Genomic DNA, 12847 nt, shown 5'->3' with positions numbered 1-12847 from the left:
TGATCTTGAACTTAGGCGCCCCGTTAAACCACGCTGGCCGAACGCAGGCAGTACGGAGCGGGTAAACCGGCAGGACGCCGGTTTAGCCGCGACGGGGCAGGGACGCCCCGTCGCGGCGGCCCGCTTCGTGGTGCCGGAGTGAGGGCACACCGAGCCTAAGCGAGGTGCCGAGTGGTGGGGCAAGAGCGTTTTGCTTACTTTTGCGCTGTTCAAAAGTGAGCCGCTGTAAGAGCGGAACCATAGGCAGCCGTTACCTAAATAACGGATATGCCCCCCTCAATCCCCCGCATTGGCATACAAATAATCCGTCGCCAACGAAGCCAACGTCCTAACCCCAACCACCAGCGCCGACTCATCCACAAAGAACCCCGGATTATGATTGGGCGCCGCCTTACTCATATCCTGATCCCTCGGCGTCACCCCCAAAAAGACAAACAACCCCGGTGCCTCCTTGGCATAAAACGAGAAGTCCTCAGCGCCACCTACCAGCGGGGCGTTGACCACATCACCCTTCGCCGCCCAACGCAAACTCGGCAGCATCTTCTCGGTCAACGCCGGGTTATTGATGGTCGGATCATACTTCTCAATAATCGTAACCTCAGCCTTCGCCCCACCACTCTCGGCGATTTTCTCGACGGTCTGCCGCACATCCGCATGCAGCTTCTGGCGAATGCCATAGTCGTAAGAGCGAATGGTCCCACTCATATCCACCGACTCAGGAATGATGTTGTACCGCGTCCCCCCGTTGATGGTGCCAATACTCACCACCGCCGGAAACGAAGAAATGTCGGTACGCCGACTCACCACCGTCTGCAACCCAACGATGGCCTGCGCCCCCACGGTAATCGGATCAATCCCGTCCCACGGCCGCCCCGCATGGGTCTGCTTGCCCAGGATCTTGATCCGCAGGTCATCCGAACTCGCCAGGGTAGGCCCCGGCCGATACGCGATCTGCCCCGCAGGCACACCCGCCCAGACGTGCAGCCCAAATACCGCATCCGGCTTGGGCGATTTCATCACCCCCTCCTGCACCATCATCTTCGCGCCCCAGGTGTTCTTGCCATCGGGGATAAAGTCGCTCGGGCCTTCTTCAGCCGGCTGGAAATAAAACACCACGGTACCCGGCAGACGATCACGCATGCCGGTCAGGATTTTCGCCGTGCTCAGCAGGATCGCCGTGTGGGCGTCGTGGCCACAGGCGTGCATCACGTCGACTTCTTTGTCGAGGTACACGCCCTTGGCCTTCGAGGCAAAGGGCAGGCCGGACACTTCTTTGACCGGCAGCGCGTCCATGTCAGCGCGCAAGGCGACGGTCGGGCCGGGCAGGGCGCCTTTGAGGATCGCGACGACACCCGTGCGAGCGACGCCGGTCTTGACCTCCAGCCCCATCTCCCGCAATTGCTTGGCCACCAGTTCTGCGGTGCGCTTTTCGGTGTTGCCCAGTTCAGGATGGGCGTGGATGTCGCGCCGGGTCTCCAGCAAGGCCGGTTCCAGCACTTTCGCCTGGGCGGCGATTTCTTCGCGGGCACTGTCCTGGCCGCTGCTGGCGGCGATGACCGCGCTGCTGGCGACACCGCACAGCAGGCCGAGTACCCATTGATGTGTAAGACCGGTCAAACGCATAAGGACTCTCCATGATTATTGTTGTTGATCCTGACGTCGTCCGGGCAGCGCTTATTCTTTCTCCTGCACGCCTCCCGCCGCCGTCACCACTTGCACGCTCAAGCGCGGGGTGGCCAGGTCCAGCCCGGCTTCATCGAGGTGACGCTTGAGCGACAAGTTGAACGCCCGCGAAACCTCCCACTGCTTGATCGGCGCGGTCTTGAAGCGGGCGCGAAGAATCGCACTGCCGGACTCGAAACTTTCTACACCCTGAATCTCCAGCGGCGACCAGATATTGCGCCGCTGCAACGGGTCGTTGCGCATCTTCTGCCCGACGTCGCGCATCAGCTTGATGGCGTCGTCGATTTCCATGTTGTACGGAATCGCCACCCGGAAGATCGCGTAGCCGAATTCCCGGGAGTAGTTCTTGATGCTTTTGATCTCACTGAACGGGATCGTATGCACGATCCCGTCGATGTCCCGCAGGCGCACCGTACGGATGGTCAAGCCTTCGACCGTACCCAGGTGACCGCCGACATCCACATAGTCATCGATCGCCAAGGAGTCTTCGATAATGATGAACAGGCCGGTGATCAAATCCGCCACCAACGACTGTGCACCAAAACCGATGGCCAAACCGATCACACCGGCACCGGCCAGCAGTGGTGTGACGTTCATGCCCATGTTCGCCAGGGCGACGATGGCGGCAATGATGAAGATGGTCACGAACAGCACGTTGCGAATCAACGGCATCATCGTCTGCGCACGCGCATTGGCCAGGCCTTTGCGCGAGCGGGTGAGGGCGTGGTGGATGGCGGTGTCGCTGAGGATCCAGATCAGCCAGGCGAACAATAAAGTGCCGGTAAGACCGAACAGCTTGACGCTGATTTCATGGCCGTCGCCTTCGGTAAACCGGATCAGCGACAGCCCCCAGACCCGCAGGCCCAGTTCGATAAACACCAGCCACACCACCAGGTGGGCGAGGGTGTAGACGAAGCTTTTCAGGCGATCGGAGTACAGCGCATGGCGCTTGTGCCCACGCTGAGGCTTGAGTGAATGGCGGCGCACCAGGCCGTTGATCACCATGCACAGCACCAGCAACACCGTGCACAACAGTGATTGGCGCAGGGCGGTGCTGGTGTCGCCGGCGGAGACGAAAGTGGCGAACAGCGAGATGCCCACCAACAGCAACGCCGGCAGGTACCAGAACGTGCCGACGATTTCGATGGTGTCGCTCAGGGCGCGGCGGGTCAGGCGGCGGGACAGCGGCTGGTTGCGGATCAGGTGCGCAATGGGCCGACGGAAACGCAGGATGAACACGCCGGTGGACAGCGCGGCCATGACATTGGCGATGGTCGCGGCGACATGGGACAAATGCTGGCCCAGGCTCTCGGCCAGGCGCGGGTCGCTGACGGCTTCGCCAAAGGCGGCAAAGCTGCCGATCAGCCACAACGGGCGAAAGGCCTGGTGGCGCAGGATATACAAGGCGCGGTGGCGGTGCGGGCCATCCAGCACGGAAAACGCGACCACGCAGATCGCCGAGAAGCAGGTGCCCACTACCAGCGCGTAGGCCAGCACCATCGCCAGGGATTTGCCCAGGGACGAGGGCAGCGCGTAGCTCATGTAGACGGTGATTACCAACGCGATCAGCCACGGCCCGAGCTTGCGCAGGGCAAAGCGCAGCAGGTCCCAGGTCTTGGGGTGTTGCGGCAGTTCTTCGGTCAGGCCGAAGCGCTCGCGCACCCGGTGGCTGAGCCAGATCAGCACGGCGGCCAGCAGGCTCCAGAGCATCAGGATCATGGCGAACGCAAAGATGATCGGCAGCCATTCGCTGGCCGGCAGCATCAACGCAGTGAGTTCGTCCTTGGCCAGGTCAAACTCGTTGGACCAGCGATTGATCGGGCTGTCGGCGCCGGAGAACTGTTGCTCCAGACTGGACAGCGTGCCGCCGATCAAACCGAGTACACCCAATTCGGCGGCGGGCTGGGCTTTTTGTGTGGTTTCCCGGAGCTTTTTCAGGTCGCTCAGCAGCTTGGTGCGCTGCTGGTCGTTTTCCAGGGTCTTGATCACCTCGTCCAGGGACTGGCCCAACGGGACGTCGGCTTGCGGTTGGGTTTTGTTAGTGCTGCCCAGCAGTCCCGGCAGGCCCACGGCGTGGGCAGGCGCCATGGGCAGCAAAGTCAGCAGGCAGAAAAGCAGGCAACAGGGCAGGGCAAACAGACGGGCAAGCACGAGGCGGTCAACCTTAAAAACGACGAATTGGCCGAGTGTACGAGGCCGTCATGTGCAATGCGAGTGAGATTGTCATTCCGCGAGTTTGGCGAGGATCTTGTAAACCACGGTGCCGAGGATCAGCAGCATGCCGATCCACATGCCGAATACGCCGATGGCTTTGTCGCGAAAGTTGAAGCCTACGGCCAGGAGAATCATGCCGGTCAGGATCGGGATGAGCATGGAGTGGAAGGCGGACATGGTGATCATGGTGCGACGGCCTTGTCGGATGAGAATGGGTGCAAGTCTAGGCGGATTTCGCGAAATGCGAGTTGATCCGTGTCAGAAACGCCACAAACCCCGGTTAATTTCCAAAGCCAATGGCTTTTTTTCGATTGGCCACGGTCAACATCCCCAGGAAACTTAAACCCAGGAGCATTCATCCATGAGCACACCCAAGGCACTGTTGATTCTGCACGGCAAGCAAGCCCTCAACGAAGAGGTGCGGGCGGCAGTGCAGGGCAAGCGCGAGCAGGGTTGGGAGTTGGCCGTGCGGGTGACGTGGGAGGGCGGCGATGCCCAGCGGTTTGTCGATCAGGCCCTCGCCGATGGCTACACGCGGCTGATTGCCGGCGGCGGTGACGGTACGCTGCGGGATGTGGCCGAGGCCATGGCCCGGGCCAAGACTGAGGCCAGCCTGGTGCTGATGCCCCTCGGCACCGCCAACGATTTTGCCCGTGCCGCCGGTGTGCCGCTGGAGCCTGAGCAGGCGTTGGACCTGCTGGACGTGCCGGCCCGTGCCATCGACCTGGGCGAAGTGGGTGGGCAGATCTTCCTTAACATGGCCACCGGCGGATTTGGCAGCCAAGTCACCGCCAACACCTCCGAAGACCTGAAGAAGGTCCTCGGCGGCGCAGCGTATCTGTTTACCGGCCTGTCACGTTTCAGCGAGTTGCGTGCGGCCTACGGTGAATTGCAGGGCCCCGACTTCCACTGGCGCGGCGAGCTGCTGGCCTTGGGCATCGGCAATGGGCGCCAGGCCGGCGGCGGACATGTGCTGTGCCCCGATGCCCTGGCCGATGATGGTTTGCTGGATATCAGCATTCTGCCGGCGCCTCAGGAAGTGGTCGGCACCCTGCGTAGCCTGATGACGGACGGCTGGGGCCTGGACAACATGTTTGTGCGGGCGCGTTTGCCGTGGGTCGAAATCAAGGTGGCCGAAGGGCTGGCGATCAATCTGGACGGCGAGCCGCTCCAGGGTGATGACTTGCACTTTTCGGCCTTGCCCGAGGCGCTACGGGTGCATTTGCCGGCGGATTCGCCGTTGCTGACTAATCGTCCAGACTGATGATCTGTTCGCGCACCGCGAACAACACCAGGCCCGCCACATCGAAAATCTGCAAGCGCTTCATGATTTGCGAGCGGTGGGCTTCTACGGTCTTGATGCTCAAGCCCAGGCCATTGGCGATTTCCCGGGTGGACTTGCCGCGCACGATCAAGCGCAGGATTTCCAGTTGGCGCGCGGTCAGGTTGTGGCTGTGGGGCGGTGGATTGGCCTGGGCCTGATTGCGGATCAGCGCCTGGTTGATCACCGTGTGGGCGATGGCCGGGCTCAGGTAGCGTTCGTTGTTGCGCAAGGCCAGCAGCGCGTGCTCCAGCTCATTGGCGGTGGTGTCCTTGAGCAGGTAGCCATGGGCGCCGGACTCCAGGGCGCACATGATCAGTTCCGGGTCGGTGTGCATCGAGAGGATCAGCACTTTGCTCTTCGGATAGGCCTGCCTGAGGTCCTTCAAGGCATCGAGCCCGCCGGTGTGCTTCATCGACAGGTCAAGCAGCACGATATCGGGTTGCAGCGCGTCGAATCGCTCCAGCAACTGGGCGCCGTCGCTCGCTTCGCCGATCACCGCGTAGCCGGGAATATCCATGACCAGCGCACGCACGCCGGCCCTGATCAGGGAGTGGTCATCCACCAGGAGTAAATTGCACGTCACTCTAGAACCTTATGGGGGTTGGCCCGTTCGAGGGCGCGGGGCGCCCAGGGGAAAAGCGCTTCGATCCGTGTGCCAAAGCCTGGCTGGCTATTGACGGACAATGTGCCGCCCAGTTGATCAATCCGCTCGGACATCCCGGCCATGCCCCGCTGGCCTTCCTGGGCGGGGTTGATGGCGGGCGAGAAGCCCAGGCCGTCATCACTGATAAACAGTGAAAGGCCTTCGGGCAGGCGTTGCAGGCGTACCAGCAGGTTGCGTGCCTGGGCATGGCGCAGCATGTTGGTGACGGCTTCCTGGGTAATGCGAAAGGCAGCAACGGCCATTTCTTCCGGGATGCCGGTCAGCCGTTGATGGCATTCCAGGCTCCAGCTTACCTGGGTGTTTTCCAGAGTCTTGAGCAGGTGCGCCCGCAGGCTCGCCTCCAGCCCCAGGCTCGCCAACTGCCGGGGATTGAGGATGGCCGACACGTCCTGCACCTTGGCCAGTGTTTCGTTCAGGGTGTTGCACAGCACCGCACAATGCCCTTGCAGGTCTTCCGGCAGGCGGCGTTTGAGCCATTCACTTTGCAGCTTGGCGGCGGTCAGCAGTTGGCCGATATCGTCGTGAAGTTCGCGGCTCAGGCGATGCCGTTCGTTCTCTTGGACCTGTAACAGACGTTCGGCCAGTTCCTGGGGCTGGAACTTGATGGACTTGCGTGAGCGCCACTGTTGCAGGCCCACCACCAACAGGGTGGCCAGGTTCAATAGCAGCAAGGCCAGAGGCAGATCGGCCGAGCGTGCATAAGCCCACAGGCTGAGCAGGCACGCGCACAGGCATAGCGCGAGGGTCATCCTGCGTGCATTGCTTCGGGACACGGACCTTGCGATGAGTGACTTCAGGCTGGCGTACATAGGAGGCGCATTTCACGTTTATATGCATCATGAAGTTGAGTCACTTCGAGCGGGGCATGGTACCACCACTATTACCGTTGGTCGCCTTTCGCCGAGCTTGATGAGGCGTATTAATCATGGCAGCGCCCCGGGAGGGAGTCCCGGAGTTCAAAGAGTGGGGGGAGTTGTATCATTGAAGTTGTTTTGTATCGGTATTGTCGTTAGTGGCTTATTGATATTTTTCTGCTAACGACGACGTCATGCATGATTAGTTGTGGCTGTCGTTTTTGGATAAGTCAGCAATTTAATGCGACATTTTTGTCGAGTAAATGAGAAGAAAACTCAAATCGCGTAAGGCCTGTGATGCTGTTGTGTGTAGCCAAAATTGCTTTGCGGGATGTGTTGAACGACGGTGGCAATCAGCACGTTTTGTTCGGTTTCATCCAGGCTGAGTTTGCCGGTTTTTGCGTCGATCAACTCCAGTTGCCAGGCCAGCAATGTGAGGCACGCATTCAGCGCATCCAGCGCCTGGTCATGCAGTTGCAGTGGGCTGGCCGCATTGCTGATCAAGTACTGTACATGCCGGGAGAACTCGCCAATGGCCCGCAGGGCAAGGGCGTCGGATTTTTCGGCGAGCTTGATCAGGCTGCTTTTCATACAGTCGATCGCGTCGCTGTCGTTTCGGATCAAATGCAGGTGGCTCAAGCACTCCTGGGACTTGGCCAGCAGCATTTCCGCCTCCAGGAGAAACTCGGGAAGTGCAAGTTGCCACTCTGTGCCGTCGTTCATCATGCAAGTCTCCAAAACATACGGTCGGATAATGAGATGTCGCACTGGGTGAATGGCTTCAAAGTACTGCTGAAATATGACGAATATCTGTAGGTTGCTTCCGACTTTCCAGTAGGACTTTTATTTGATTGATCGCCGCGATCGTTTGAACCCCCCTGATTGCTCAAGGGCATCCGCACAACTTCTTTGGTTGCCAAGACGTAAGTCTTAGGACGACCCGTGGGCCGTGGGCTTGCGATAGCCAACAAAAGCCTGACTCCATTCATGCAATGAGAATGGCGTCACATTAATGGCTATTAGATATCGCGAATATCAGGTTGGTCCTGATTGTGGATAGGGGAATCCCTTATATAGGGGAACCTCGCGCTGACTTTGCGGTCACGCGACGGCGGTGATGGGTGTTGTGTGGAAGCTGGCTCAGTAAAGCATGATGTCAGTGTGACATCAATGAATTTGCATGGCATTTTAATGGGGGTCAAGGTCCGGCGTTTGCCGCCGATAACCTGCTTCAGTGACCAGCACTATCCATCCGCTAAACCCAGGAGTCTTTAATGGCCGGCATTCTCGACACGGTAGATCAACGCACACAATTGGTGGGTGAGAATCGCCTGGAGATCCTCATGTTTCGCCTGGCCGGGCGGCAGCTGTTCGCGATCAACGTGTTTAAGGTGCAGGAAGTGCTGCAACTGCCCAAGTTGACCCTGATGCCCCAGCGCCATCCGTTTGTCTGCGGCGTGGTCAACCTGCGTGGCCAGACGTTGCCGGTGATCGACCTGTCCCAAGCTATTGGCATGCGCCCGCTGATTCCGGGGCCCAACAGCACCATTATCGTCACCGAGTACAACCGTTCGGTGCAGGCATTCCTGGTGGGCGGTGTCGACCGCATCGTCAACATGAACTGGGAGGCGATCCTGCCACCCCCGGCGAGTGCCGGGCGCCAGCATTACCTGACGGCCATCAGCAAGGTCGATGACCAGTTGGTGGAAATCATCGACGTGGAAAAAGTCCTCGCCGAAATCGTGCCCTACAACGCCAAGGTTTCCCGCGAGAAACTCGAAGACCCGGTACTGGAGCGCGCCCGCGGCCGCGAAGTGCTGCTGGTGGATGACTCCAACGTCGCCCTCTCGCAACTGCGTGACACCCTCGGCCAACTGGGGGTGAAGATGCACATCGCCAGCGATGGCCTCAAGGCCCTGAACATGCTCAAGGGTTGGGCCGACAGCGGCCAGGTGATGACCGACAAGCTGTTGATGATCTTCACCGACGCCGAAATGCCCGAGATGGACGGCTACCGCCTGACCACCGAGATTCGCAACGACCCGCGCCTGCGTGGCCTGTACGTGGTGCTGCACACGTCGTTGTCCGGCAGCTTCAATGATTCGATGGTGAAGAAGGTCGGCTGCGACAACTTCCTCTCCAAGTTCCAGCCCGACAAGTTGGTGGACGTTGTGCGTCAGCGCCTGATGCTGGACGAAGTACCGGCTTGAGCTTAGGGTGACGGCTTTGCCCCTCAGGAATGCAGGCCCATGCTTCGTCTCAGCGCGTTGTACCGATACCCCTTGAAGTCCGGCAAGGGTGAAACCTTGCAGCAGATCAGCCTGGACAAGCTGGGGCTCGACGGGGATCGACGCTGGATGCTGGTGGACGAAGCCAGCGGGCGGTTCCTGACCCAGCGGGCCGTGGCCAAAATGAGCCAGCTGTCGGCGCTGTGGAACAGTGCCGGTGGCCTGACCTTGAGCGCCGAAGGCCAACCGGCCCTCGACGTGCCACTGCCCGGCAGCGATGCCGAGTTGCGCGGCGTGACCATCTGGCGCGACACCTTGCGCGTGCCCGACGCCGGTGATGAAGCGGGTGCCTGGGTCAGCGAGTTCATCGGCAAACCCACGCGCCTGGTGCAAGTGCCGCTGGCACGGGCACGTACGACCGAGGCCGGCTACGGCAATGACGATGACAAGGTCGCGTTTGCCGATGGTTTTCCGTTGCTGCTGATCGGCCAGGCGTCGCTGGATGACTTGTCCCAACGGGTCGGTCGGCCGATGGAAATGCTGCGTTTTCGTCCCAACCTGGTGATCGAGGGCAGCGAAGCGTTTGCTGAAGACGGTTGGAAGCGGGTACGGATTGGCGACGTGGAGTTTCGCGTGGTCAAGTCCTGCTCACGCTGCATCCTGACCACCATCGACCCGGCGAGCGGCGAACGCAGCGCCGACCGCGAACCGCTGGCCACCCTCAAGACCTACCGCGAGCGAGAGGGTGATGTGATGTTTGGGCAGAACCTGGTCAACGATGGTGTGGGTCGCCTGGAAGTCGGTATGCCGGTGACGATCCTGGAGTAAGCAGCGCTTAAATGAAAAATGCCCGTCTCTTGCGAGACGGGCATTTTTTATGGCCGGCGCAAAAATCAGCCGCGGTATTCGCACAGGTAAGCCGTGTCGACCGCTACCTTCAGCTGGAACTTGCTGTTGGCAGGCACGTTGAACTGGCTACCGGCTTCGAAGGTTTCCCAGTCTGTGCTGTCTGGCAGCTTGACGGTCAGCGCGCCCGACACCACGTGCATGATTTCACGCTGGGCGGTGCCGAATTCGTATTCACCCGGGGCCATGACGCCGATGGTCGCCGGACCTTCTGCAGTGCCGAAAGCGATCGACTTGACGGTACCGTCGAAGTACTCGTTGACTTTAAACATGGGCGAATCCTCGGAAAAGGGTCAAGAAAGGTCGGCCAGTATGCCTTCTACACGGGCAAAATCAACGGCAGCAGCCGTGCGGTATTGCGCGCATCTTCCAGCGCCCGGTGCTGCTGGCCATGGAACTGCATGCCGGCCAGTTGCAGCGCGCCGTTGAGCCCCAGCGGCTTTTCCAGGCGCCGGGCCTTGGCGAAGCGCTGCTTGAGGTTCACGTGGGGCGTTTGGCCCAGCACGCTGCTCAAGCCATGGCGCTGCCACTCCAGCTCCAGTTGCTGGCGGTCGTAATCGCCCCAACTCGCCCAGCCTTCCAGGCGCGCGTGGTGTTGACCGAGCCAGCGTTCGAACAGCGGCCACACCTCAATCAACGGTGCGGCAGCATCGATATTTGCCTGCGTGATGTGGGTCAACTGGCGGCAGAAGGACGTCAGCAACGGCCTGCGCAACGGCCGCACGAAACGCTGGAAATGGTCCAGCTCACGGCCCTGGCGGTTGACCAGGCTCACGCCGATTTCGATGATTTCCATCTCGGTCACGGGCCAGCCGCCTTCATCCGTTGTGGCTTCAAGATCAATAATCAGCCAATGAGGCATCGCAGGTTCCCGTACTCTTCCCGTCCTGATGGGGATAGAGCGTAGCCAAGCCTGCTAGTTCCGCCCAGCGGTTACTCGATCTCCAGCAAAATCTGACGGCTCCTGACCTGATCTCCTGCAACGGCCTGGATTCGCTTGACCACACCACTCATGCCGGCCTTGAGTGGGTGCTCCATTTTCATCGCTTCCAGCACCAGCAAAAGCTGGCCCTTGCTGACCAAGTCGCCTTCGCTGACCCGAACTTCAACAATCGCGCCATCCATCGGCGCCTTGACCATGCCGTTACTGGCCTCGGCCTGGCGGGTGGCAACGGTTTGGGTTCGGTTGGTGATGCATATGCCGGGCAGCCAAAGCTGTGTGCCCTGCAAGTGATAGGCGATGCGGCGGCGAATGCCGTTGACCACGGCTATGGCCCAGCGTCCGTCGATGCTGAGGTCGCGTATTTCGATGGCGTGCTGATCAATCTCGACTTGCAGGCAATTCTCCGCCAGCACACTGAGGCTGATTGCCCGTGGCTCATCCTGGTCGGCCAACTGATAACGCCATGGCACGCTGGCGTTGTTGCGCCAGCCGGATAGCGGCTGGGTGTGAGTGCTGGCGCTGTGTTGGTAAAACAGCGCGGCGGCCAGGGCCAGTTCGGCGTTGGTCGCGTGGGTTCGGGTGATGTCGCTGAAATGCTCGGCGATAAAGCCGGTGCTGAACTCGCCGGCGATGAAGTCTGGATGCTTGAGCAGGCTGGCCAGCAGGCGCTGGTTGGTGGATACGCCGAGCAGCACGCTGTCTTCCACGGCCCTGACCAGCTTGCGCCGAGCCTCTTCGCGGGTGGCGCCGTGGGCGATGACCTTGCCCAGCATCGGGTCGTAGAACGGGGTGATGCGCTGGCCTTCGAGCACGCCATGGTCGATGCGCACACCGGCCGCCGGTTCCCAGCGCAGCACATCGCCGGTTTGCGGCAGGAAGCCCTGGGCCGGGTCTTCGGCGTACAGGCGCACTTCCATGGCGTGGCCACTCAGGGTTACTTGGTCCTGACTCAGGGGCAAGGGCTGACCGGCGGCGATCTGCAGTTGCCAGGCGACGAGGTCGAGGCCGGTGATCAGTTCGGTGACGGGGTGTTCGACCTGGAGGCGAGTGTTCATTTCCAGGAAGTAGAAATTGCCGTTGCGGTCGAGGAGGAATTCGACGGTGCCGGCGCCGACGTAATTGACGGCGCGGGCGGCCTTCAGCGCGGCTTCGCCCATGGCTTGGCGCAGCTCAAGGGTCATGACGGGGCAGGGTGCTTCTTCGATGACTTTTTGATGGCGGCGCTGGATCGAGCAGTCGCGTTCGCCGAGGTAGATCAGGTTGCCGTGGGTGTCGCCGAACAGTTGGATTTCGACGTGGCGGGGGTCTATCAGGGCTTGTTCGAGGATCAGTTCGGCGCTGCCGAAGGCGTTTTGTGCTTCGGAGCGGGCGGTGCGCAGGTGTTCCAGCAGGGTGTCGGGGCTGTGCACCAGGCGCATGCCGCGACCGCCGCCGCCGGCGCTGGCCTTGATCATCAGCGGGTAGCCGATTTGGTCGGCTTGCTGTTGCAGGGTTGGGTCGTCCTGGTCGGGGCCTTGGTAGCCTTTGATGCAGGAGACGCCGGCGTTGAGCATGGCGACTTTTGAAAGGCGTTTGCTGCCCATCAATTCGATGGCTTCGGGGCTGGGGCCGATGAAGGTCAGGCCGGCGTTTGCGCAGGCTCGGGCGAAGTCGGGGTTTTCGGAGAGGAAGCCGTAGCCGGGGTGGATGGCGTCGGCTCCGGTGCGGTGGGCTGCGTTGAGGATGGCTTCGATGTTCAGGTAGGACTGGTTGACCGGGGCCGGGCCGATGTTGACGGCTTCGTCGGCCATCTGGACGTGCAGGGCGTTGGCGTCGGGGTCGCTGTAGATCGCCACGGTGCGGTAGCCCAGGGCTTGGGCGGTGCGCTGGATGCGGCAGGCGATTTCGCCACGGTTGGCGATCAGGATTTTGTTGAACATGAGTTGGTCCTTGGTCTGTCGGTCGAGTACATATCCATTCCTGCGATAACGGCCGCTATGGGTTCCGCTCTTACAGCGGGTCACTTTTGAAAAGCCGGAATGCCGGCCCAGT

12 protein-coding genes are annotated in these 12847 nt (G+C 60.8%); 3 read left to right on the top strand and 9 right to left on the bottom strand.

The window, feature by feature from the left end; translation table 11 throughout:
- Positions 1 to 276 precede the first annotated feature (276 nt).
- From SNL23_RS02910 to SNL23_RS02900, 3 genes are all read right to left on the bottom strand, one after another.
- Complete coding sequence (locus tag SNL23_RS02910; RefSeq protein ID WP_318301557.1) at positions 277 to 1623, bottom strand: amidohydrolase; 1347 nt, start codon at positions 1621 to 1623, stop codon at positions 277 to 279.
- Positions 1624 to 1674: 51 nt separating this feature from the next.
- Positions 1675 to 3834, bottom strand: a complete 2160-nt coding sequence (locus SNL23_RS02905) for a mechanosensitive ion channel family protein (protein WP_318301556.1) — start codon at positions 3832 to 3834, stop codon at positions 1675 to 1677.
- Positions 3835 to 3906: 72 nt separating this feature from the next.
- Positions 3907 to 4083 carry a hypothetical protein gene (locus SNL23_RS02900; RefSeq protein WP_167663519.1) on the bottom strand — a complete coding sequence of 59 codons (177 nt, stop codon included), beginning with the start codon at positions 4081 to 4083 and terminating at the stop codon, positions 3907 to 3909.
- A gap of 175 nt (positions 4084 to 4258) precedes the next feature.
- Between SNL23_RS02900 and yegS the strand changes: the two genes are divergently transcribed.
- Positions 4259 to 5161, top strand: a complete 903-nt coding sequence (gene yegS, locus SNL23_RS02895) for a lipid kinase YegS (RefSeq protein ID WP_412104146.1) — start codon at positions 4259 to 4261, stop codon at positions 5159 to 5161.
- Here the strand turns inward: yegS and SNL23_RS02890 are convergent.
- The 3 genes from SNL23_RS02890 to SNL23_RS02880 form a co-directional block, all read right to left on the bottom strand.
- On the bottom strand, positions 5145 to 5804 hold the full coding sequence (locus SNL23_RS02890) for a response regulator transcription factor (protein ID WP_076015349.1): 660 nt from the start codon (positions 5802 to 5804) through the stop codon (positions 5145 to 5147). The genes yegS and SNL23_RS02890 overlap by 17 nt on opposite strands.
- Complete coding sequence (locus SNL23_RS02885) at positions 5801 to 6694, bottom strand: sensor histidine kinase (RefSeq protein ID WP_076015307.1); 894 nt, start codon at positions 6692 to 6694, stop codon at positions 5801 to 5803. The genes SNL23_RS02890 and SNL23_RS02885 overlap by 4 nt, the downstream gene beginning before the upstream one ends.
- 321 nt (positions 6695 to 7015) lie before the next feature.
- Positions 7016 to 7462: a hypothetical protein gene (locus tag SNL23_RS02880; protein ID WP_076015350.1), complete on the bottom strand. Its 447-nt coding sequence runs from the start codon at positions 7460 to 7462 to the stop codon at positions 7016 to 7018.
- Positions 7463 to 8013: 551 nt separating this feature from the next.
- Between SNL23_RS02880 and SNL23_RS02875 the strand changes: the two genes are divergently transcribed.
- Positions 8014 to 8949, top strand: a complete 936-nt coding sequence (locus SNL23_RS02875; RefSeq protein ID WP_017479493.1) for a chemotaxis protein CheV — start codon at positions 8014 to 8016, stop codon at positions 8947 to 8949.
- Positions 8950 to 8988: 39 nt separating this feature from the next.
- Positions 8989 to 9795 (top strand): MOSC domain-containing protein, encoded by an 807-nt coding sequence (locus SNL23_RS02870; protein WP_076015308.1) that lies wholly within the window; start codon positions 8989 to 8991, stop codon positions 9793 to 9795.
- Positions 9796 to 9860: 65 nt separating this feature from the next.
- Here SNL23_RS02870 and ppnP read toward each other — a convergent pair whose 3' ends face one another.
- The 3 genes from ppnP to SNL23_RS02855 all read right to left on the bottom strand — a co-directional run bounded on the left by ppnP (position 9861) and on the right by SNL23_RS02855 (position 12735).
- On the bottom strand, positions 9861 to 10145 hold the full coding sequence (ppnP, locus tag SNL23_RS02865; RefSeq protein ID WP_014337306.1) for a pyrimidine/purine nucleoside phosphorylase: 285 nt from the start codon (positions 10143 to 10145) through the stop codon (positions 9861 to 9863).
- A 47-nt stretch (positions 10146 to 10192) separates the two neighbouring features.
- Positions 10193 to 10735, bottom strand: coding sequence for an exonuclease domain-containing protein (locus tag SNL23_RS02860; RefSeq protein WP_318301555.1), 543 nt, complete (start codon positions 10733 to 10735; stop codon positions 10193 to 10195).
- Between the two features lie 71 nt (positions 10736 to 10806).
- On the bottom strand, positions 10807 to 12735 hold the full coding sequence (locus SNL23_RS02855; protein WP_318301554.1) for an acetyl/propionyl/methylcrotonyl-CoA carboxylase subunit alpha: 1929 nt from the start codon (positions 12733 to 12735) through the stop codon (positions 10807 to 10809).
- Positions 12736 to 12847: the final 112 nt, after the last annotated feature.

This window comes from Pseudomonas sp. SED1, assembly GCF_034044025.1.
In the GTDB taxonomy this organism is placed as follows: Bacteria; Pseudomonadota; Gammaproteobacteria; order Pseudomonadales; family Pseudomonadaceae; genus Aquipseudomonas.
The sequence above is the reverse complement of the archived record's forward strand: the minus strand, read 5'-3'. Positions and strand labels throughout refer to the sequence as shown.

What these genes read in the sequence shown, in the direction of transcription:
- SNL23_RS02910 (WP_318301557.1), bottom strand. Translation starts at nt 1,623, where the DNA reads ATGCGTTTGACCGGTCTTACACATCAATGGGTACTCGGCCTGCTGTGC.
- SNL23_RS02900 (WP_167663519.1), bottom strand. Translation starts at nt 4,083, where the DNA reads ATGATCACCATGTCCGCCTTCCACTCCATGCTCATCCCGATCCTGACC.
- yegS (WP_412104146.1), top strand. Translation starts at nt 4,259, where the DNA reads ATGAGCACACCCAAGGCACTGTTGATTCTGCACGGCAAGCAAGCCCTC.
- SNL23_RS02885 (WP_076015307.1), bottom strand. Translation starts at nt 6,694, where the DNA reads ATGTACGCCAGCCTGAAGTCACTCATCGCAAGGTCCGTGTCCCGAAGC.
- SNL23_RS02880 (WP_076015350.1), bottom strand. Translation starts at nt 7,462, where the DNA reads ATGAACGACGGCACAGAGTGGCAACTTGCACTTCCCGAGTTTCTCCTG.
- SNL23_RS02875 (WP_017479493.1), top strand. Translation starts at nt 8,014, where the DNA reads ATGGCCGGCATTCTCGACACGGTAGATCAACGCACACAATTGGTGGGT.
- SNL23_RS02870 (WP_076015308.1), top strand. Translation starts at nt 8,989, where the DNA reads ATGCTTCGTCTCAGCGCGTTGTACCGATACCCCTTGAAGTCCGGCAAG.
- ppnP (WP_014337306.1), bottom strand. Translation starts at nt 10,145, where the DNA reads ATGTTTAAAGTCAACGAGTACTTCGACGGTACCGTCAAGTCGATCGCT.
- SNL23_RS02860 (WP_318301555.1), bottom strand. Translation starts at nt 10,735, where the DNA reads ATGCCTCATTGGCTGATTATTGATCTTGAAGCCACAACGGATGAAGGC.
- SNL23_RS02855 (WP_318301554.1), bottom strand. Translation starts at nt 12,735, where the DNA reads ATGTTCAACAAAATCCTGATCGCCAACCGTGGCGAAATCGCCTGCCGC.